The sequence below is a fragment of the Nitrospirota bacterium genome (assembly GCA_040757595.1).
GTDB lineage: Bacteria > Nitrospirota > Nitrospiria > Nitrospirales > Nitrospiraceae > JBFLWP01.
Genome location: JBFLWP010000002.1, coordinates 203046 through 221952, shown reverse-complemented (window position 1 = coordinate 221952; position 18907 = coordinate 203046). Strand labels below are relative to the sequence as shown.

The following is an 18907-nucleotide window of genomic DNA, read 5'->3' as shown; positions in this document are numbered from 1 at the left end:
TTTGAAGCTAACCGATCCAGTCCGGTCGCGGGCTACTTCTTCTTGGCCGTGTACTTCTTTTTGAACCGTTCCACACGCCCTTCGGTGTCCACGATCTTCTGCGTCCCCGTGAAGAACGGGTGACAGTGCGAGCAGATGTCCACCTTGAGGTCTCCCACGGTCGAACGGGTCTTGAACCGGGCCCCGCAGGCGCAACTGACGGTGGCCTCGACGTACTCCGGATGAATGCCGCTCTTCATGACGACTCCAAGCGTTAAGGTTTTCAGTTGTCAGTTTTTAATTTCGCCCACAACTGCGCGAAGCCTACCGGTTCATGGACTGGAGGAACTCCTGGTTGGTCTTGGTTCCCCCGATCTTGTCCATCAGGAACTCCATCGCCTCCACGGTGCCGAGGGGGCTCAGGACCTTCCGCAGGATCCACATCTTGTTCAGCCGGTCCCGGTCCACCAGCAGCTCCTCCTTGCGGGTTCCGGACAGGCTGATGTCGATGGCGGGGAAGATCCGCTTGTCGGCCAGCCGGCGATCCAGGTGCACCTCCATGTTGCCGGTCCCCTTGAACTCCTCGAAGATCACGTCGTCCATGCGGCTGCCGGTGTCCACGAGCGCCGTGGCCATGATCGTCAGGCTCCCGCCGTTCTCGATGTTGCGGGCCGCGCCGAAGAACCGCTTCGGCCGCTGGAGCGCGTTGGAGTCCAACCCGCCGGAGAGGACCTTGCCACTCGGGGGGGCGATCGTGTTGTACGCCCGGGCCAGCCGCGTGATGCTGTCCAGCAGGATCACGACGTCGCGTTTGTGCTCGACGAGCCGCTTGGCCTTCTCCAGGACCATCTCGGCCACCTGCGCGTGGCGCTGGGCCGGCTCGTCGAACGTGGAGCTGATGACCTCGGCCGCCTTGACCTGCCGCTGCCAGTCGGTCACCTCCTCCGGCCGCTCGTCGATGAGGAGCACGATCAGCACGATCTCGGAATGGTTCTTGAGGATGGCCCGCGCGATGGCCTGCAGCATCATGGTCTTGCCGGTGCGAGGGGCCGCCACGATGAGTCCCCGCTGTCCCTTGCCGATCGGGGTGATCAGGTCCATGACCCGCGTGCAATATTCCTCCTGGTCGAACTCCAGGTTGATCCGCTCCTCCGGGTACAACGGCGTGAGGTTGTCGAAGAGGATCTTGTCGCGGGCGACTTCGGGGTCCTCAAGGTTGACCTTCTCGACCTTGAGCAGCGCGAAGTATCGCTCGCTCTCCTTCGGAGGACGGATCTGGCCCGACACGATGTCGCCGGTCCGCAGGTTGAACCGCCGGATCTGCGAGGGCGAAATGTAGATGTCGTCCGGACCCGGCAGGTAGTTCGAGTCCGGGGCACGCAGGAACCCGAACCCGTCGGGCAGGGTCTCCAGCACCCCTTCGCCGAAGATGACGCCGTTCTTCTCCGTCTGAGCCTGGAGGATCGCGAAGATCAGCTCCTGCTTGCGCAGGTTGGCCGCCCCCTCGATCTTCAGCTCGCGCGCCACCTCGTTCAGATCCGCAATGCTCTTCTGCTTCAACTCGGCAAGATACATGGTCTTCTCCCTTAACATGAACGTAACGTCCCTGACTACAAGGGCCGCACAGGGCCCCGGGTCATGACACGACGCGACAAGATCACCGGCATGGATTGACTATGGACGAAGATGTTGGCCGATATGCGGAGAGAGCGGCCCGCGAGGGACGACGATGTCGATGACCTGGGTCTCCATGTGAAGTCGGTGGCTCCCCCACAGGTGGCGGCACGCGCCACAATCCGCCGACCGCCTGCTCACACAAACTGTCTTGGTTCGAGATCAGCCCCGGGAAGCGATATAGAGGTGGAAGCGTATCCGGTTGTTTTTTCGGGAAGCTGGATCGTGCCCCATACTAATCGGTGATCCGCACGCTTGTCAATACCCTAAGTTTATTTCGCCCGGCGCAGGCCGCGGCACAGCCGCTCGCCCCAGGGGACAGGCCGGTCTCCCGCCCGTTGCGCGACGGTCCCGTTTGTGTTAAAGAATCGCCCCATGGGCCAGCCGGAAGAGCAGAACGTCGAGCGCCTCTTCACCCTCGCCGAGGCCAACCGGCTGATTCCCCAGCTGCAGGAGCACCTGTCCTGCGTGAAACAGGCGCGGGAAGTGCTGCTCCGCACGAAGGCCGAGATCGGCAAAGCGGCCGCGAAGGCCCACCTCGGCGGCGGGAGCTTCGCCGGCATCCACTACATCGGAGCCCTGGAGCAGATCAGCGACAATCTGCAGACGATCCAGGAGACGGGCGTGCTCGTCAAGGACCTGGACATCGGGCTCTGCGATTTCCCGCACATGCTGGACGGCCGAATCGTCTACCTCTGCTGGAAACTGGGCGAGACGGAGATCCGGTGGTGGCACGAGGTCAACAACGGGTACACCGGCCGCCAACGTCTGCCGCAGTTCGAGGAATAGGCCCGCGGCTTCCGATCGGTCCGTTCCGGACCGGACACGGCTTCTCATGAAATTCGTGATCCTCGGTTTCGACGGGCCCCGGGGGGCCGAGCTGCGCAAGACCCACCGGCCCGCACACCTCGCCCGCATGGAGGCGCTCGACGCCCAGGGACGGGTCGTGCTGGCCGGGCCGCTGACCGACAAGGCCGGCAGCCTCATCGTCATTGAGGCGGACTCGCTGGAAGACGCGGAGGCCTTCGCCAAGGGGGACCCCTACGTGGTCCACGGCGTCTTCGCGCGCTACGAGGTCCACCCCTTCATGCAGGTCCTCCCCAAGCCCCAGGAGTAGGCCCCCGCCTGGCCCGCGCCGAGAGCGGGCCGATCGTTGCCCCGGTCCGCCTCCGGCGCTATCATGAGAGGCATGAGGGCCCCTCCGCTCCCCGTCTGGCTTCTCAGCGCCGCCCTGCTCGCGCCCCCCCTCTATGCCCAGAACGTCAAGGTGATCGAGGCCGAGGCGACCTACGTCATGGGGGACTCGGACACCCTGGTCGGCGCCGAGGAGGCGGCCCTTCTGCGGGCCAAGCGCAAGGCGGTCGAAGAAGCCGGGGTCTACGTCGAGGCCGTCTCCCAGGACGTCGAGACCCGCGCCAACGGGACGACCTCGCGTCTCAACTCCCTGGGCGTCCGCACGATCGCCGCCGCGATCACCCAGACCGACATCCTGGAAAAGCGGCGGACGTTGGAGAAGGACCGGCTCGTCTTCTACGTCAGGATCCGGGCCACGGTCCACCTGGACGCGCTGGCTGAAGCCGTGAAGCGGGTCACGTCCGACGAGCAGTTGGCCTCCCACCACCGCCAGCTCCAGACCGAGAACAGCAAGCTCAAGACCGAGCTCAACAGCCTCCGCAAGCAGCTCAAGGCGGCGGCCGAAGCCAAACCCGATCCGGCCAAGGAGCAGAAGAGCCGGCAGGCCGCGATGGAGCTGGAGCGGGCCGCGATCCGCACGACCAGCCTGCCCGAGAAGATCGACCTGGCCACCCGCGCCATCGCCGCCGACGAACAGTACGTGGACGCCTACGTCGTCCGGGGCCAGACCTACCTGCGCATCGCCTCGCTCACCTTCTCCAAGCGGGCCCCCCGAGCCCAGCTCGGCGAGTACGTGGATCGCGCGATCGCGGACTTCAACCGGGCCCTGGCCCTGGATCCGACCAGCACCTGGGCGCTCTTGGGGCGCGGCGACGCGTACACCTGGCAGAAGAAGATGCAGGAGGCCGCGCGGGACTATGAGAGCATCCTGGAGCTGGACCCGTTCTTCGACGTGGCCCGCGAACGGTTGATTGTCCTCTCCGCCTCCATGGCCAAGAAGCAGGTCGCCGCCAAGCAGTGGCGGCAGGCTCTCGCCACGCTCAACCAGGTGCTGCGGGACGACTCGCCGCAGAGCTGGATCGTGCACGAGAAAGACGCGCGGCTGCTCCGGAGCCGGATCCATGCGGAGTTGGGCAACCTGGACCGGGCCTTGACCGACCTGAGCGCCGTGATCCGGGTCGAGCCGGCCAACGCGGAGGCGCTGCTCCTCCGGGCCAAGCTCTACCGCCGCCAACTGCAGGGCCGGCTGGCAAAAGACGATTTCGAGCAGGCCTGCTCGTTGGGGGCGGAGGAGGCCTGCGCGGAACTGCCCTAACTCGGCCCCTTTCCCGGCCCCCTGCCCAACCCCTTGGCCCTCCTCGTGCCCTCGGGCCGGTGTCCCGCCGGTCCGACCGGCCTGGGCCGTCTCATCCTCGTTGACAACCCGAAAGAATGGACGCTATACTTGCGTTTAAGTCGGCGTGAGAATTCGATAATTGCCCCGTTGTCGGGTTAGTCCCAAAGGCCTATTGGGTCCGGCGGTTATAGCCCATAAGCGCGGACGTGTGGGCCTTCTGCGGCCTTGCAGAGCGGGGGAGAAAAAGCATAGAGTACGCATGGTTGAATCCATTGCGGCGACATCCACCTCGAAGCGGCCGTCCAGACCCGGGTTAGAGAAACGGCCGAGGAGCAGATAGGGATGAGTCAGTATCGCGTCATGCCCGGCCCGGAGCACTTCCTGCCGCCGGCGGCGGCCTCGATGGGCATTAGGTTGCCGAATCCGGGAGAAGGCCACATCCACGGCGTGATCGTGCCGGAAGAGCAGGCGATGGAGGAAGCGGCCCGCCAGTTCCTCCTGGCCAAGGTGCCGACGATCTTCCCGGGCCCGCTGGTCCTGTGGGCCTGGAACGAGAAGGCGGCGAAGAAGGCGACCGCCATCCGGCACCTGTACGAGACCATCAAGGAATGCGTCACGCCGCAGCAGAAGCCGATGCTGATCCCCATGCCGGACTACCGCCCCAAGTACCCCAAGATCAACCCCGAGGTCGAAATCAATCCGAACCATCCGAACCTGACGATCTGGCACAACAAGATCGACTGCTGCATGTTCGTGGGCGTGCACTGCCACCAGGCCAACCTGTCGCTCAAGATCATCCGCGGCGGGACCGCCTGTTACACGATCGCGATGTGCGCGCAGGCGGGCCACGAGGACGCGATGCTGTCGTTCCGCGACGCGACCTACGAAAAGATCATGCGGCTGGCCGAGACCGTGAAGAAGCTCAAAGGCAGCGTGAAGTTCAACCCGGGGGCCGGACAAGCGAAGGCCTCGCACTGAGCGGGACGGGACCATACAGCACAGCAGCCGCGTGCCGCGCGGCTCGTGAAACAAGTCAAGGAGGCCGGGGCCATGGCGGAGACCAAATCCCTCATCGGGACGCAGAATAAAAAGGGACAGACCTACACCGACCCTCGGCGCATGCTGTTCGAGGCGCCGCGCACCCCGTCGTTCTACACCGGGAGCGAGGTCATCAAGGAGGCGATCCGGCGGGCGAGCTGCGACGTCATGATCGCCTACCCGATCACCCCGCAGAGCGAGGCGGCGGCCCTGATCGGCGAGCTGTTCGCGGAGGGCTACATCGGCGACTACTTCCGCGGCGAGAGCGAGTTCGCCGTGATGTCCCAGTGCGCCGGCGCGGCCTTCGGCGGCGCGCGGGTGTTCACGACCACGGCCGGACCCGGCACCATGCGGGCCATGGAGAACTTCCCGATGTGGGCCGGCGCCAGGCTCCCGATCCAGATGATCGTGACCTGCCGCGGCATCAACTCCCCGCTCTCGATCCAGCCCGACACGCTGGAAATCTCCTATCTGATGAACACCGGCATGCTGGTCTGGCACGCGGAGACGGCCCAGGACTTCTTCGATTGGATCTTGAAGGGCTACATGGTGTCGGAGGAGCCGGACGTGCACCTGCCGCTGGCGCTCTGCTGCGACGGGTTCTTCGTGACCCACACGAAGGACGTGGTCCAGCTCACGCCCGCGGACATGTGCCTGCCGCCCTACGATCCCTACCGCTCCCCGGTGCCCTGCATGGACATGGAATGCCCGCCGGTCCGGATGATGCGGGACCCGTTCATCATGAAGAGCAACTACATCAGCTACGCGACCCACGCGAGCTGGCAGCAGGAGATCTGGGCGGCGGTCGAGCGCTCGCGCAAGCACACGATCGCCTGGCTGGACGGGCTGATCGACGCGGAGAACACCGACGCGGACATCATGATCGTGGCTTCCGGCACGGCCGTTTCGCAGGGCCGCGAAGCCATCCGAATGCTGGAGGACGAGGGGGTTCGGGCCGGCCTAGTCAAGGTCAAGACGCTGCGGCCCTGGCCCGGCGAGGAGATCCGCGAGGCCACGAAGCACGCCGAACACATCTTCGTGCCGGAGTTCAACGTGACCGGCTGGCTCGCCAAGGAAATCCGGGCCACGGTTCCCAACAGCGATCGCGTGCACGCCGGCCCGCACGTGTGCGGCGGCATGACGATGCCGCCCGAGATCATCGTGTCGGAGATCAAGACGACCCTCGGCATGCGGGCGGTGTCGCTGGCCGGCCGCGGGAGCTGATCGCAGCAGGCTGAAAGCGGCCGGCGAATGACCGAGAGCTTCTTGCTGAAGAGGAGGCGTTCATGAGCAAAGAGCGGATAAAGATCGCGCCGGAGTTCTTCGACATCATGCCGCCCGAGTACCAGGACCTGGTCCAGCGGGCGACCTACGGGAAGGAAGACCGGGGCTGGAAGGACATCGGCACGGCCAAGGAGCTGATCGAAGAGCATTCGCTCTGCGCCGGCTGTCCGGAGTCCATGGCCTTCCGGTACATCCTGGCCTCGCTGCCGAACCCGGAGGATACGGTCATGGTGGGATCCACCGGCTGCACCAGCCTGGTCTTCCCGATGGTGGCCGTGCACAACATCCACTCCCTCTTCGGCAACCAGAACGCGATCGCCTCAGGCCTCAAGCGCGCGCTGACGGTGCGCTTCCCCGGAAAGGTCAAGGACGTGGTCGTGCTGGCCGGCGACGGCGCAACCGTGGACATCGGCCTGGACATGACGCTGCAGGCCTGGTTCCGCCAGGAAAAGTTCACGACGATCTGCTTCGACAACGAGCTCTACGCAAACACCGGCGGCCAGGAGAGCGGCCTGATGCGGAAAGGGTTCGTGGCCAAGATGGCGCCGATCGGCAAGCAATTCGAGAAGGTGCGGCTGCCGGAGATCGCGCGCGAGTCCGGCTGCCACTACGTCGTGCAGTGCACGGTCAGCAAGCCTTCGGTGGTCGAGCGGGTCATCCGGAACGCGGTCTTCGTCGCCCGGGAGCTCGGCCCGACCTACATCCAGCTCTACACCCCCTGCATCCTGGAAATCGGGAAGAACAGCATGGAAGGGCTGCAGGAGATGCGGGACTCGGAGAAGCCCACCGAGCGGTTCGCCTACAAGGAATTCGTCAGCGAGCCGGCCAAGCAGTTCCTGGCCGAGCTGGCCGCCAAGGAGAAAGAGAAAAAGGCGGCCGCCAAGCAGCTGGCGTCCCAGGAAGCCTGAGCGCCCCGAAGCCGGATACGCACGAGCAGAAGGAGCGGCACATGATCAAGAAGCGACTGAACATCCGGATGTCGGGCCTGGGCGGCCAGGGGGCGGTCACGGCCGCGCACGTCATGGCCATGGCCGCGAACCGGGACGGCAAGTTCTCGATCTCCAACCCGTTCTTCGGCGCGGAGAAGCGCATGGCTCCGGCCGAGAGCTACTGCCGGATCGGCGTCGAGCGGATCTACGACCGGGGCGAGCTGGTCTTCCCCGACGTGATCGAGGTGTTCCACCCGCAGGTGATCACGCTGGGGAAGAGCTACACGATGCCGTTCTACTCGGGCATCAAGGAAGGCGGCGTCGTCATCATCAACTCGGACGTCCCGCTCCTCTCCGAGGAGGACATCGAGCGGCTGAACAACCTGAAGGTCGCCGTGTTCTACATCAAGGGCACCCAGATCGCGCTGGAGATCGCCGGCACGGAGCTCTCGACGAACATGACCATGATCGGGTCCGTGGCCGGAATCACGAAGTGCGTGTCCCTGGAAGCGCTCGACGGCGCCTTGCAGGAGCGGTTCGGCAAGAAGTTCGTGGCTTCCGGGGGGACCGCTTCGCTGGACGAGGCGATCAAGAAGAAGTTCGCCAAGAAGGAAATGCTGCTGCAGAAGAACCTGGCGACGGTCAAGCGGGCCTACGAGATCGGATCGGAATGGGCGGAGAAGAACCACATCGAGCTCCGCGTGGGCCTGCCGGCGGCGGCCTAGGAAGGATCACGGACGCATGTACAACGTCGCGCAAGTCATTGAGGAAAAGTGCACGGCCAAGAAAGGCTGCCGGCTCTGCATCATGTATTGCCCGGAAGCCAACTGCCTCGATCTGAACGTCACGAAGATGGTCGCCGAGGTCAACATCAACCGGTGCAAGGGCTGCGAGCTCTGCGTCACCGTGTGCAACGCGGCCAAGCACGAGGCCATCGTGATGGTGGCCGTCAGCGCCGACGGCACGCTCGCGTCGAAGAAGGGGGAGTCCGCCGCACTGGGACAAGCGTACCAGGGCTGACGGCTTCCGAGCGCTTCCCACACCGAAGAACCCCATGGCGTTCGCGCCGTGGGGTTTTTTGTTCGAGGATGTCGCGATGATGAACGAGGACAACATACTCAGCGAGTTGCTCAACGAGCTCACGACGCTGCTGAAGGAGTTCCCGGAAGCCCTTGAGCGCAGGGCGGCCGTCATCCAGGCCGGCGGCAAGGACCCGGAGTTGGCGGGCAAGCTCGTGAGCGGCGCCGACGCCATGCGCGACAGCGGGAACATCTACCTGTCCTGGGCCCGCCACTATGCCGCCCTGTCGAAGGGCACCTCCGACGCGGCCGACGAGGAGGACGAGGCCGACTTCGGGACCTAGCTCCCGTTGCTGCCTCTGACCTCGCGCTCGTTCGAAAAAACTGTCCACAGACTATCCAGTTTGTGCTAGAATCCCCCACGTTTGCGCTGAACCGGAACGGCATCACTCACTACATCACATCAGGTTGTGTTCCCCGGTAGCTCAGTTGGTAGAGCGACCGGCTGTAGGGATGCGTGAACGCCCGTTCACGCCGGACTGCAGCTTCCACAGGAAACTGTGGTTGCAACATCGGGTGAATTCAGGGAAGCCCGCCCCTGATCGTTTTGGATCAGGAAGGGTAATCCTGAGCGAAGCCTGCCGAAGGGCTCGAACGTAGGCAGGAACGTGCAGAGACTAGAGGCTGAGGAGCCCATCCAATAAGGCCTCACCAGCGCCCGACACCCTCCCCTGGTTTCCAGGCGGGTGAAGAGATAGTCCGAGCCCGGCAGAAATGCCGGGGGTACTCGTAACCGGTTGGTCGCAGGTTCGAGTCCTGCCCGGGGAGCCATCAACAGCAAGGGCCGCGCCTCTCACGAGGTGCGGCCCTTGCCGTTCAGGTCTCCGTCCGCCTGATTTGTCCCGGTCTTTCGGCCTACTGGATCGAGAAATGGACCCGGCGGTTCTTCTGCCAACACTCAGTATTGTGTTCCGTGCAGAACGGCTTCTCCTTGCCGAAGCTGGTGACCTGGATGCTCGAGCCCGGCACGCCGAGATCCTCCAGATACCGCTTGACCGCCTGCGCCCGCCTCTCGCCCAGGACCAGGTTGTACTCCACCGTCCCGCGCTCATCGCAGTGGCCGGCGATCATGAGCTTCCATCCGTTTTCCGCCTTCAAGAGCGCGCCGTCGCCATCCAGGACCGACTTCGCGTCGTTCCTGATGGCAAACCGGTCATAGTCGAAGAAGACGTCGGCCAGGCCGCCCAGCATGGATTGGGGAACGGACGGAGCCGCCGGCTCGGCAGCAGCCGGAGCTTCACGGGCGACTTCCGGAGCCGCGGGAGCCGGCTCCGCCACGGCTGGCGGCGGCGGAGGAGGCTCCACCACACGCTCTTCCTCCTTGGGAGGAAGCGGGGCTTCCTGGGGAGGAGACGGTACTTCCTGTTTCGCCTCGGCCTTGGGCGGGCCGGCCGTCAAACTCTGGTCCTGGACGGACGAGGTGACCTTCTTGGAGCACCCGACCAGGAGGAGAAGCAGGCTGAGTCCCAGCAACAGTGGCTGACTTCGAATCGCCGAACTGAACATAGAAGCATCCTCCCTCTATGGAATGTTACGCCGTTCTTGCCCGCACGCCGTCGTCATGAACCGGCTGCCCGGACAGAAGGCGGGCCATCAAGTGATCAACCCAAGCTCGTGGAAAGCGGATCAGGAAAAATCGGACGGGGGAGGAGCACGGACGACCAGGACGGAGGTCGGTGGATTCCGAGCTTCATGGGACGATTCGACTGAGCGGGTCAGGGATGATGTCTGGAGCGGCTTCTCCGTCGAGGCACGGAACGCCATCCCGATCTTGGCGAGGGACTTCCCGAGCGGGGCCACGAGCCGGTCATCGGTCTCATCCGCGTCTTCCAGGACGGCCTGGGCGGAGGAGTCAGCCCGGCTCGTCCCGGACAGACCCGGCACCTGCCATTGAAACAGCAGGAGCAGCACAGCGAGTCCGATCTGAACGAGTCCGTGCAGAACTCGACGGGCTTCGGCGCGCCGGCCTTTCGCGCAAACCATTCTGTTTGTACCTTTCTACGAAATTGCCCGTGTGAGTGAAAGCCTTGAAGGGTTCTCTACCACAAGGGGCATACGAACGCAAAACATTTTCGGATTCGCGCACCGTTCGGCCATTGTGATGGCTCGCCCACCCGTTCTCACGGTCGACCGGGCTCCCGCCGCTTGATTCCCGGCGATCCGGAGCGTTAAGTTCGACGAACGGGTGTTTCGACGGCGCGTTTGTTCCGCGATCCAGGATGGCTCATTTCCCGAAGGGAAGGAGGTGCCGATGTCAAGGCCGCTCATGTTCAGGTTGCTCGCCCCGCTCACGGTCGCGGCGATCTGGGCATGGCCTCCGACGGTTTTTGCCGTCCAGGCCGCTCCTCCTCCCGCTCCGGCCGGTGAGACGGAGGAAGACAAGCGGATCTTCAACGGTATCGGCGGCTGTTATACCTGCCACGGCTATGACGGAGACCTCGCCCGCCGCTCGCAGTTCTCCGCGAAGCTCGCCGAGGAGTTGGGCCGCCTCGACCCGCAGCCTTCAGACCTGCGCAACCCCGCCGGTCTGAAATCGGAGAGCGACGCGCAGCGGCTTCAGACGATCAAGTTCGGACATCCGGGGACGGCCATGTTTCCGAAGAAGTTCCTGACGGACGGGGAGATGGCCCACCTCCTGGCCTACCTGGCCGCCCTCAGGACCGGAGGGGCCGTCCCCGAAAGGGACCGTGCCCGGTGAAGCGAACGATCGTCGGCTTTCGACGGGACGACGAGGGCCATTGGGTGGCGGAGCTGGACTGCGCCCACAGCCAGCACGTCCGGCACAACCCGCCGCTCGTCGAACGGCCCTGGGTGTTGACGGACGAGGGGCGGGCCGGCCGCATCGGGACGGCTCTGGACTGCCGGCTCTGTGACGGCGCCGGTGCATCGTGAAGGCCTCTCCCGCGGACCGATCCGTCCCGTTCCCGGCTTTCGAGCCTCACCCGCTGCTCTTTCACCCCCATCTGATGACCATCGTGCCGCGTCAGCGCCCCTGCACCGGCCTGCTCAACGGAATCCCCTCCGAAGCCCGGCTCTTTCCGGTCGCCCCCGAGACGCAGTTGCTGGGCTACTGTCACTGGCAGCCGGACCGCCTCCGGTGCCGCACCCTGGTCCTCGTGCACGGCTTCGAGGGGTGTAGCGACTCCCATTACATGCTCGGGATCGCTGGCAAGGCCTGGCGGGCCGGGCTCAACGTCGTCCGCCTCAACCAGCGGAACTGCGGCGGGACGGAACACCTGGCGCCGACGCTCTACCATTCCGGCCTGAGCGGGGACTACGCCGCCGTGGTCATGGAACTGTCCGCGAAGGACGGGCTGGAAGCCATCTGGCTGGCCGGCTACTCGATGGGCGGGAACTTGGTCTTGAAGATGGCCGGCGAGATCGGCACCGGGGTACCGGCGCTGCGCGGGGTCATGGCCGTCTGTCCGAACATTGATCCGGCCGCCTGCGTGGCGGCCTTGGAGCGGCCGGGGAACTGGTTCTACCAGCGGTACTTCCTCAGGCGCACCAAGGCGCGGCTTCGCCGCAAGGCGGCGCATTTTCCCGGCACGTTCGACCTAAGGCCGTTGGCCCGGATCGGGACCCTGCGCGCCTTCGACGGCACCTACACGGCGCCGGACGGGGGCTTCGCCAGTGCGGAGGACTATTACGAGCGGGCCGGCGCCCGCCATGTGCTGGGCGGCATCCGGGTGCCGACCCTCGTCATCGCCGCGCAGGACGATCCCTTCATCCCCTACTCGATCTTCGAGGCGCCCGCCCTCAGGGCCAACAGATGGATCAGGCTGGTCGCGCCCAGGCACGGGGGCCATTGCGGCTTCTTCCAACGGTCTCGGGCGGGCGAGGACGCTTATTGGGCGGAAAACCGGCTGGTGGAGTACGTGTTCAATGGGCCTGGCGACTGAAGCTCGTGCGTCATTCCCCGATGACCTGGACGACCAGCTCCCTGGTCCTGGCCCGCGTGTCGAAGTCCACCACCACCACCTGCTGCCACGTGCCGAGCAGCAGCGAGCCGTCCGTGAAGGGGATGGTGACGGAGGAGCCCTGGAGTTGCGCCCGCAGGTGGCTATGGCCGTTGTCTTCCCCGGGATTGCGGATGTTGTGCTGCCAGGCCGGATCGGCCGGGATCAGGCGATCCCACAGGCTCTTGGTGTCGGCCCGGATGCCCGGCTCGTCCTCGATGATCAGGACCGAGGCGGTCGTGTGCTTGATGAAGACGGTGGCGATGCCCGCCCGAAGGCCGGCGCGCTCCACCGCCTGCTGGACCAGCTTCGTGATGTTCTCGACCTGCGTGCCGCCCCGCAGGTCGAGCCGAAGCGGAACCGTCTTCACCGGCATGCTGTCTCCCCCGACGCCAGCGCCCGCAGCGCCCGGATCTCCCGCCGGGGCAAGGGCGCGCCCTGCGCCTCAGCCAGAATGCGGTCGAAGGCGCCCTCCGCAGCCAGGTCGCGCAGGACGGTCACGACGCGCTCGCTGAGAATCCCCTCGACCCGGAGCTTTTCCAGATACCCGGAGGCGTCCGCCACGCTTTCCCCGGTGCGCGTGTAGTAATCGCGTCCGCGGCGCCGGTTGCAGTAGGCCTCGAACTGCTCGCAGGCGACCAACACCTCCGCGAGCTGGCGCACCCAGGGCGGTGCGCCGTCCAGCTTCTCCGGGTAGTAGTAGTAGAGCATGACCCGGCTCATCCAGGGCGCCCACGACACGCCCAGCCTCGCGAGGCTCGGCCTGACCTCCCGCAACCGACGGGCCAGCCGGCGCGCGTACCCCAGGCGCATCTCGACCTGTTCGCGGGTCCAGCTATCCACCGGAATGCCGACGTTTTCCAATTCGGCGGCGTAGCGGAACAGGAACGCCTCCGTTTCCTTCCCGTAAGACGTGTCCGGGTGGACGGCGCGCCACTCGCGCGGCCTGGTCGGAATGCCGTGCCGACGGGCCCAGGACCAGATTGCGCCGAACCGCCGCCGGTCGAGGCCTGCGCGGCCCAGATCGTGCAGCAGGCAGGCGATCTGATAGGCCACCACTCGGCGCAGCGGATGGCCCAGCTTCAAGGCCACGGCCGCGCACATCCGGGCCGTGCGGAGCGCATGGGGCCGGTCGTAACCGCGGATGAGACGGCCCGGCCGACGCGGATCGGGCACGTCGTAAAGCCGGAGCAGCGCGGCCGCGAGCGGCCTGGGAATCAGGAGCGGCGCTCCGTCGCGCCGTCCGGCTCCGTGGCTCGCACGAGATCGGCCGGCTCCGTTGGCGATGGTCATCTGGTAGGTAGCAGCCGTGTCAGGTGGCCTGGAAAACGATGGGGCGAGCATATCGTCAGCCGAAACCGGGTGTCAAGCAAAGGAGCCGCGGTCTTAGAACCGGCGGCCGACCATCACCCCGCCCCCCAACCCGTCGCCCATCGGCACGGGCTGGATCTGCCAGGCCGTGGGGTCCTCGTCCGCGCCGTGGCGCTTGCTGAGGAAGTACCCCATCCCCCAGCCGATCAGGGCGGCGGCCACCACGTCGGAGGCGAAGTGCTGGTCGCTGTAGACGCGGGCCGCCGCGACGGCCGTGGCGAGCGTGTAGCCCACCATCCCCGCCGGCGCACCATACCGGTCGGCGAAGACCGTCGCGACCGCGAAGCTCGCCGCGACATGGGTGGACGCGAAGGAACCGTTGAGTCCCGAAAAAGGACGGAAGTGGGTCGTGCCCTGATTCTGGTCCGGTCTTGACCGGCCCGTCAATCCCTTGAGCAGGGCGGTGGCCGCCACCGCGAAGCCTTCCGCTTCCAAACTGACGAGGCCCGTTTCCTTCAGCTTGCCGCTTCCTCCGTAGGACTCTTGCGCCACGCCGAGCGCGATGACGCCGGCGTTGAAGCCCGCCAGAGTTCCCGCGCTTCCCAGCGTATTGAGCCCGTCGGCCACGTTCTTGCCCGTGGAGGATTGATTGCTCGACACCAGATTGCGGATCGGCTTGTCCGCCGCAAACATCCCGCCCACGGCCGCCAAGGCGCCGCCGACCTTGAGGGCGTCCCCGCGGTCCATCCGAAGCGGAGCGGTCAGGAGGGCCTTGGCGTCGTCCACAACGGCCTTGACCCCCTCAGTGATAGATTCCTCCTGGATCACCGTGGGGCCTTCCGGCTCACCGGCCTGGGCCCAGGCCGGCACTCCCGCCATGCCGACGACGCAGGCAGACAGACAGAGGAGCGCGGACCACCCCACGCGGATGACGCGCGGCCGGCTCCCGATCACATGATGGTCGCTTCGACGCACGCTCGTGAATTCGCCAGAAAGGGGGGTCACCCTCGAGGGGATGGAGAGGGAGGAACAGTCGGCAAGCCGCGATGGGCGATGTCTCGTCGGAGGAGCAAGCGCAGTCCCATGGCCGTGTCAAGCGACCGGACGGCCCGGTCCCGAACGGCGGCCACGATAACACAGCGCTGGCGCTGGCGCAACCGTGCGGACTCTCTCGATTCCGGCCATCGCCTCGGTGCCTCGAGTCGCCACCCTATTGAGGGAAAGAGGGAAAAGTAAGAGAATGGGGACCAGGGAAAGGGCCAGGCCAGCTTCTCTCTATCGGTCCAACGGAGCGGAGGCAGCCATGATGATGCGCAGACGTCGTATGGTTCAGGCTCGGTCGTTGGTGATTGCGTGCCTGCTCTGCGTCCTCCCGGCGGCCGCCAAGGCCGATCCGTTCCTGGGCAGGCTCGACTGCGTCTCCATCGAGGCCTACTACCTGGACGTGGGAGAGTCTTTCGGGATCACCACCCAGGAGTTGCGAAACGCCATCCAGTCCGGGCTCATCGCCCAGGCGCCGGACTTGAAGGTCGAGCCGGGCTGCCCCGATCGGGTGGCCTACAAGGTCTATCTCCAAAACATTGCGACCGACACGTTCCACGGATTCTTCGGGCATGTGGCCCTGGAGGTCACCCGCAAGGCGATCTTTCGCGACACCGCCCTCCTGACCGCGGTCCGGGCCTGGAACATCGAGTCCTACCTGTCCGGTACGCGGGACAAGGCAAAGGCCGGCGTCTTCGAGCAACTCACCAGACATCTCACACAATTGGCGGCGGACTACCGGGCCGCCAACAAGTACCGGTAAGCACGGTCCCGTGGATCGCGGGCACGACCATCAACGTTTCCAAACGGGGAAAAGTTGACAGCAACGAGCTGCAACGAGCCGCTCGCAGATTAACTTCTTCCGACTGGCCGGAGCCGACCGTCAGAAATTCCCCGTCGCCGTCCTTGACCTCTCCGGGTGTTTTTCCTTATAACCTTAGCGCCAAGTCATTCGTTTAAGATCCGTCCGGTACGTCACGGAGATGGAGCTTGCCCTGTGCGTCTTCCCTCTCCTTTGAAAGGCTCCCGGCCTCTCCATTGCCTCGTCGCCGTCGGGGTCGTGCTCCTCGCAACCGGCTCGCGCATGCTGCTCGACCCGCTTTTAGGCGATCGTGATCCCTTCGTGACCTTCATCCTGGCCGTGCTCATCGCCATCCTGTACACCGATACGGGCGCCTCACTTCTCGCGCTCGGCCTCGCGCTTCTCTCCGCCAACTATTTCTTTATCGCGCCGCGCGGGTCTCTGGCCATTGCGGCTCCAGCCGATCGGCTCGACTTTGGGCTGTACCTCTTCATCGGCCTCGTGGCGGTCGGCCTCATCCAGTGGCAACGCCGAGCCCGCCATGCGGCGGAGACGAGCATGGCGGATGAGCTGGCTAAACGCTCAGCACTGGAAAGGGAGATACGCGAACGGCGCCGGGCGGAGGAGGCCCTCAGGCACAGCGAGCAGCAATTCAGCAGTGCGTTCGAGAACGCAGCGATCGGCATGGCGCTCGTAGCTCCCGACGGCCGCTGGCTCAAGGTGAACCGCTCGTTGTGCGATCTGACCGGCTACTCGGCGGAGGAGTTGCTCGCTAAGACCTTCCAGGACATCACGCATCCGGATGATCTCGAACGTGATCTTGACTATGTGCGCCAAATGCTGGCGGGTGAGATTCACACCTACCAGATGGAGAAACGGTACTTCCACAAGCTGGGGCATACGGTCTGGATTCTGCTGAGCGTGTCCCTGGTTCGAGACACCCAAGGGAGGCCGGTGCACTTCATTTCGCAGATTCAGGGCATTACCGAGCGCAAGTCCGCTGAAGAGGCGCTTCGGCAGAGCGAAGCGCAGCTTCGCCATGCGCAGAAGATGGAGGCGGTCGGCAGGCTCGCCGGGGGCTTGGCCCATGACTTCAATAACTTGTTGATGGTGATCAACGGGTACAGCGTGCTTCTTTTGGAGGAATATGGCACGGACCAGCGCCTCCGCACCAGTGTTCAACAGATCAAGCAGGCGACAGAAAGCGCCGCCTCGCTCATCCAACAGCTCCTCGCCTTCAGCCGGAAGCAAGTCCTGGTGCCCACCGTCATTGACCTGAATGCCGTGGTCAGCCGGATGAGCGCCATGCTCCAGCGCCTCTTGGGTGAGGACATTGACCTGTCCACGGATCTGGATCAAACGGTCGGGCCGGTGAAAGCCGATGAAGGACAGATGCAGCAGGTTATCATGAACCTTGCGGTGAACGCCCGCGATGCGATGCGGCGCGGAGGCCGGCTCACCATTGAAACCAGGAACCGGGACATCACCGAATCCGCCCGCCACGGACAGATAGTCCGTCCCGGACGCTACGTGACGCTCTCGGTGAGCGACACCGGGTGCGGCATGGATCCGGAGACCCAGGCCCGCATCTTCGAGCCCTTCTTCACGACCAAGCCGGTCGGCGAAGGCACCGGGCTCGGACTCTCCACCGTCTACGGAATCGTGAAGCAGAGCGGCGGCTATGTCTTTGTCTACAGCGAGCCGGGACGCGGGAGCACCTTCAGAATCTATCTCCCACGAATTGACGGTGCAGCAAAGCCGGTTGAACGAGCCCCGAGCGAGGAGACGGCAATGGGGGGCACGGAGACGATCCTCTTGGCAGAAGACCAGCCGGGGGTTCGGACCCTCGTCCGCGAGACGCTCGCGAGTCGCGGCTATACGGTGCTCGAAGCCCGCCACGGATTCGAGGCCCTGATGGTGGCGAACCAATCGGTCGCCCCGATTCACCTGCTGCTGACCGACGTGGTGATGCCCCAGATGAGCGGCCCCGAGCTCGCCGATCGCCTTCGGCCAATACGCCCGGACATGAAGGTGTTGTACATGTCCGGCTACAGCGACGCGGCCGTGGTGCATCACGGCAAGATCAACCCCGGCACGTTCTTTCTTCCGAAGCCGATCGAGGCCGCCGTGCTCCTTCGCACCGTGCGGGAAATCTTGGACGCCCCCCGAAAGATCTAGACCACGCTCCCGTCTTCACGGCTTGCGCAAGGTTGGCATGATTGGCAAAGCTTGCAGGCGCAGGGCGCGCCACGACCCCGGGGAGAAGATCTCCGCAGGGTCGTGGGGTCATGATTGGCTGTGCCCGGCCGGTCAGCGGCCCAGGATTTACCTGGGGTCCGTCGACCAGACAGGCCCGTCGTAAGGCTTCCCCTTGGGTGCCGAGGCCGCCATTTTCTCCTTCTCGCACGGCATAGCGTCCACCGTGTCCGTGGACCACACGGGCCCGTCGTAGGGCTTCGCCTTGGAGCAAGGGACCATCGACGACTTCTTGGGCGCCTCTTTCATCATGCCGTCCTTCTTATCCGCCTTCTTCGACGGGGACGAGGCCGACATCGTTCCGCACGGCGAGGCTTCGACCGCGTCCGTGGACCACACGGGCCCGTCGTAGGGCTTCGCCTTGGGACACGCGTCCGCCTTCTTCATGGGCTGCTCCGGCATAACCGTGTCCGTTGACCAGATTGGCTCAGAAGAACCGGCGAGCGCCGCCACGGGCACTCCGACGATTCCCAGAACCGCCACCACCGCCAATACGCCGATCGTGCGTTGCATGGGGTCCTCCTTCTAGCCGCGGGCCTCCCCCCCCGGCCTGGTTAAGGTTAATGGACACCTCCCTATCGGACGGGGGCTCCACAGACCTTAGTGAAGCTGGCTCCTTCGTTGGCAGTTGGCGGTTACTGCCGGTTAGTGGGACCTGATGTTCAGAGACCGGGGCTGTGGAGATGAGGAAACTTGAGAGCGCGTCGCGTTCTGGCGCCTTTCAGAAAGCGCGGCGGATGTCGAAGGAGCGGCAGACTGAACGGTGTGTTCGGGGAAGAAAGAAACGGCTGGAGCCGGCGAGTGGGATTGAACCACCGACCGTCGCTGGCTCGGCTCTGAAACCTGCCTCGCCAGCTCCTACGAAGGGGGCCAGCCCCCTTGTACGATCCCCATGAAGGGGGCACGCCCCCTTCAGATCCCCCAGGTCGGTGGTTCGTACGGACGCCGGGGCTGGTGGGGTACGGAGAAACTGGAGCCGGCGAGTGGGATTGAACCACCGACCTGCTGATTACGAATCAGCTGCTCTGCCACTGAGCTACGCCGGCGCCGATCTGTACGAGGGTCGGGAGACGTGTCGAGCGTCG

22 protein-coding genes and 1 tRNA gene are annotated in these 18907 nt (G+C 65.1%); 14 read left to right on the top strand and 9 right to left on the bottom strand.

Translation table 11 applies throughout. From position 1 onward, the window contains the following. Positions 1-32 precede the first annotated feature (32 nt). Positions 33-239 carry a 50S ribosomal protein L31 gene (gene rpmE, locus AB1411_02935; GenBank protein MEW6542547.1) on the bottom strand — a complete coding sequence of 69 codons (207 nt, stop codon included), beginning with the start codon at positions 237-239 and terminating at the stop codon, positions 33-35. A 64-nt stretch (positions 240-303) separates the two neighbouring features. Next, a complete protein-coding gene (gene rho / locus AB1411_02930) occupies positions 304-1554 on the bottom strand; it encodes a transcription termination factor Rho (GenBank protein ID MEW6542546.1) in 1251 nt (416 codons plus the stop codon). A 474-nt stretch (positions 1555-2028) separates the two neighbouring features. Here rho and AB1411_02925 point away from each other — a divergent pair, with 474 nt between their 5' ends. The 9 genes from AB1411_02925 to AB1411_02885 all read left to right on the top strand — a co-directional run bounded on the left by AB1411_02925 (position 2029) and on the right by AB1411_02885 (position 8737). Further along, on the top strand, positions 2029-2442 hold the full coding sequence (locus AB1411_02925) for a DUF2203 domain-containing protein (protein ID MEW6542545.1): 414 nt from the start codon (positions 2029-2031) through the stop codon (positions 2440-2442). Positions 2443-2488: 46 nt separating this feature from the next. Next, positions 2489-2770, top strand: coding sequence for a YciI family protein (locus AB1411_02920; protein MEW6542544.1), 282 nt, complete (start codon positions 2489-2491; stop codon positions 2768-2770). 72 nt (positions 2771-2842) lie between these two features. After that, on the top strand, positions 2843-4102 hold the full coding sequence (locus AB1411_02915; GenBank protein ID MEW6542543.1) for a tetratricopeptide repeat protein: 1260 nt from the start codon (positions 2843-2845) through the stop codon (positions 4100-4102). Positions 4103-4465: 363 nt separating this feature from the next. Next, positions 4466-5101 (top strand): carbon monoxide dehydrogenase beta subunit family protein, encoded by a 636-nt coding sequence (locus AB1411_02910; GenBank protein ID MEW6542542.1) that lies wholly within the window; start codon positions 4466-4468, stop codon positions 5099-5101. A gap of 72 nt (positions 5102-5173) precedes the next feature. Then, complete coding sequence (locus AB1411_02905; protein MEW6542541.1) at positions 5174-6385, top strand: transketolase C-terminal domain-containing protein; 1212 nt, start codon at positions 5174-5176, stop codon at positions 6383-6385. A 62-nt stretch (positions 6386-6447) separates the two neighbouring features. Then, the gene (locus tag AB1411_02900; GenBank protein ID MEW6542540.1) at positions 6448-7353 is read left to right on the top strand and encodes a thiamine pyrophosphate-dependent enzyme; all 906 of its coding nucleotides are present in this window, start codon (positions 6448-6450) and stop codon (positions 7351-7353) included. A 41-nt stretch (positions 7354-7394) separates the two neighbouring features. Beyond that, complete coding sequence (locus tag AB1411_02895; protein MEW6542539.1) at positions 7395-8099, top strand: 2-oxoacid:acceptor oxidoreductase family protein; 705 nt, start codon at positions 7395-7397, stop codon at positions 8097-8099. A gap of 16 nt (positions 8100-8115) precedes the next feature. Further along, positions 8116-8394 (top strand): pyruvate ferredoxin oxidoreductase, encoded by a 279-nt coding sequence (locus AB1411_02890; GenBank protein MEW6542538.1) that lies wholly within the window; start codon positions 8116-8118, stop codon positions 8392-8394. Positions 8395-8428: 34 nt separating this feature from the next. After that, positions 8429-8737 carry a hypothetical protein gene (locus AB1411_02885; protein MEW6542537.1) on the top strand — a complete coding sequence of 103 codons (309 nt, stop codon included), beginning with the start codon at positions 8429-8431 and terminating at the stop codon, positions 8735-8737. Positions 8738-9308: 571 nt separating this feature from the next. On the opposite strand, the gene AB1411_02880 is transcribed toward AB1411_02885, so the two are convergent. Both AB1411_02880 and AB1411_02875 read right to left on the bottom strand, forming a co-directional pair. Continuing rightward, positions 9309-9959 carry an OmpA family protein gene (locus AB1411_02880; protein ID MEW6542536.1) on the bottom strand — a complete coding sequence of 217 codons (651 nt, stop codon included), beginning with the start codon at positions 9957-9959 and terminating at the stop codon, positions 9309-9311. Between the two features lie 120 nt (positions 9960-10079). Then, positions 10080-10436, bottom strand: coding sequence for a hypothetical protein (locus AB1411_02875; protein ID MEW6542535.1), 357 nt, complete (start codon positions 10434-10436; stop codon positions 10080-10082). 268 nt (positions 10437-10704) lie between these two features. On the opposite strand from AB1411_02875, the gene AB1411_02870 reads away from it, so the two are divergent. The 3 genes from AB1411_02870 to AB1411_02860 all read left to right on the top strand — a co-directional run bounded on the left by AB1411_02870 (position 10705) and on the right by AB1411_02860 (position 12355). Beyond that, positions 10705-11151 carry a c-type cytochrome gene (locus tag AB1411_02870; GenBank protein ID MEW6542534.1) on the top strand — a complete coding sequence of 149 codons (447 nt, stop codon included), beginning with the start codon at positions 10705-10707 and terminating at the stop codon, positions 11149-11151. After that, positions 11148-11345: a DUF3565 domain-containing protein gene (locus tag AB1411_02865; protein ID MEW6542533.1), complete on the top strand. Its 198-nt coding sequence runs from the start codon at positions 11148-11150 to the stop codon at positions 11343-11345. Before AB1411_02870 ends, AB1411_02865 begins: the two co-directional genes overlap by 4 nt. A 74-nt stretch (positions 11346-11419) precedes the next feature. Then, positions 11420-12355: an alpha/beta fold hydrolase gene (locus tag AB1411_02860; GenBank protein MEW6542532.1), complete on the top strand. Its 936-nt coding sequence runs from the start codon at positions 11420-11422 to the stop codon at positions 12353-12355. A 10-nt stretch (positions 12356-12365) separates the two neighbouring features. On the opposite strand, the gene AB1411_02855 is transcribed toward AB1411_02860, so the two are convergent. The 3 genes from AB1411_02855 to AB1411_02845 form a co-directional block, all read right to left on the bottom strand. Continuing rightward, a complete protein-coding gene (locus tag AB1411_02855; GenBank protein ID MEW6542531.1) occupies positions 12366-12788 on the bottom strand; it encodes a secondary thiamine-phosphate synthase enzyme YjbQ in 423 nt (140 codons plus the stop codon). Continuing rightward, positions 12779-13705 carry an HD domain-containing protein gene (locus tag AB1411_02850; protein MEW6542530.1) on the bottom strand — a complete coding sequence of 309 codons (927 nt, stop codon included), beginning with the start codon at positions 13703-13705 and terminating at the stop codon, positions 12779-12781. The genes AB1411_02855 and AB1411_02850 overlap by 10 nt, the downstream gene beginning before the upstream one ends. A 93-nt stretch (positions 13706-13798) precedes the next feature. Further along, complete coding sequence (locus AB1411_02845; protein ID MEW6542529.1) at positions 13799-14698, bottom strand: phosphatase PAP2 family protein; 900 nt, start codon at positions 14696-14698, stop codon at positions 13799-13801. 349 nt (positions 14699-15047) lie between these two features. Between AB1411_02845 and AB1411_02840 the strand changes: the two genes are divergently transcribed. Next, the gene (locus AB1411_02840; GenBank protein MEW6542528.1) at positions 15048-15527 is read left to right on the top strand and encodes a hypothetical protein; all 480 of its coding nucleotides are present in this window, start codon (positions 15048-15050) and stop codon (positions 15525-15527) included. A gap of 234 nt (positions 15528-15761) precedes the next feature. Beyond that, positions 15762-17744, top strand: a complete 1983-nt coding sequence (locus tag AB1411_02835) for a PAS domain S-box protein (GenBank protein ID MEW6542527.1) — start codon at positions 15762-15764, stop codon at positions 17742-17744. 147 nt (positions 17745-17891) lie between these two features. Here AB1411_02835 and AB1411_02830 read toward each other — a convergent pair whose 3' ends face one another. After that, entirely contained in the window at positions 17892-18335 is a 444-nt protein-coding gene (locus tag AB1411_02830; protein ID MEW6542526.1) for a hypothetical protein, read from the bottom strand. A 458-nt stretch (positions 18336-18793) separates the two neighbouring features. Then, positions 18794-18868 (bottom strand) — tRNA-Thr (locus AB1411_02825). Positions 18869-18907: the final 39 nt, after the last annotated feature.

What these genes read in the sequence shown, in the direction of transcription:
- AB1411_02895 (MEW6542539.1), top strand. Translation starts at nt 7,395, where the DNA reads ATGATCAAGAAGCGACTGAACATCCGGATGTCGGGCCTGGGCGGCCAG.
- AB1411_02870 (MEW6542534.1), top strand. Translation starts at nt 10,705, where the DNA reads ATGTCAAGGCCGCTCATGTTCAGGTTGCTCGCCCCGCTCACGGTCGCG.
- rpmE (MEW6542547.1), bottom strand. Translation starts at nt 239, where the DNA reads ATGAAGAGCGGCATTCATCCGGAGTACGTCGAGGCCACCGTCAGTTGC.
- AB1411_02860 (MEW6542532.1), top strand. Translation starts at nt 11,420, where the DNA reads ATGACCATCGTGCCGCGTCAGCGCCCCTGCACCGGCCTGCTCAACGGA.
- AB1411_02875 (MEW6542535.1), bottom strand. Translation starts at nt 10,436, where the DNA reads ATGGTTTGCGCGAAAGGCCGGCGCGCCGAAGCCCGTCGAGTTCTGCAC.
- AB1411_02910 (MEW6542542.1), top strand. Translation starts at nt 4,466, where the DNA reads ATGAGTCAGTATCGCGTCATGCCCGGCCCGGAGCACTTCCTGCCGCCG.
- AB1411_02840 (MEW6542528.1), top strand. Translation starts at nt 15,048, where the DNA reads ATGGTTCAGGCTCGGTCGTTGGTGATTGCGTGCCTGCTCTGCGTCCTC.
- AB1411_02915 (MEW6542543.1), top strand. Translation starts at nt 2,843, where the DNA reads ATGAGGGCCCCTCCGCTCCCCGTCTGGCTTCTCAGCGCCGCCCTGCTC.
- AB1411_02890 (MEW6542538.1), top strand. Translation starts at nt 8,116, where the DNA reads ATGTACAACGTCGCGCAAGTCATTGAGGAAAAGTGCACGGCCAAGAAA.
- AB1411_02905 (MEW6542541.1), top strand. Translation starts at nt 5,174, where the DNA reads ATGGCGGAGACCAAATCCCTCATCGGGACGCAGAATAAAAAGGGACAG.
- AB1411_02920 (MEW6542544.1), top strand. Translation starts at nt 2,489, where the DNA reads ATGAAATTCGTGATCCTCGGTTTCGACGGGCCCCGGGGGGCCGAGCTG.
- AB1411_02925 (MEW6542545.1), top strand. Translation starts at nt 2,029, where the DNA reads ATGGGCCAGCCGGAAGAGCAGAACGTCGAGCGCCTCTTCACCCTCGCC.
- AB1411_02855 (MEW6542531.1), bottom strand. Translation starts at nt 12,788, where the DNA reads ATGCCGGTGAAGACGGTTCCGCTTCGGCTCGACCTGCGGGGCGGCACG.
- AB1411_02830 (MEW6542526.1), bottom strand. Translation starts at nt 18,335, where the DNA reads ATGCAACGCACGATCGGCGTATTGGCGGTGGTGGCGGTTCTGGGAATC.
- AB1411_02885 (MEW6542537.1), top strand. Translation starts at nt 8,429, where the DNA reads ATGGCGTTCGCGCCGTGGGGTTTTTTGTTCGAGGATGTCGCGATGATG.
- rho (MEW6542546.1), bottom strand. Translation starts at nt 1,554, where the DNA reads ATGTATCTTGCCGAGTTGAAGCAGAAGAGCATTGCGGATCTGAACGAG.
- AB1411_02850 (MEW6542530.1), bottom strand. Translation starts at nt 13,705, where the DNA reads ATGACCATCGCCAACGGAGCCGGCCGATCTCGTGCGAGCCACGGAGCC.
- AB1411_02900 (MEW6542540.1), top strand. Translation starts at nt 6,448, where the DNA reads ATGAGCAAAGAGCGGATAAAGATCGCGCCGGAGTTCTTCGACATCATG.
- AB1411_02880 (MEW6542536.1), bottom strand. Translation starts at nt 9,959, where the DNA reads ATGTTCAGTTCGGCGATTCGAAGTCAGCCACTGTTGCTGGGACTCAGC.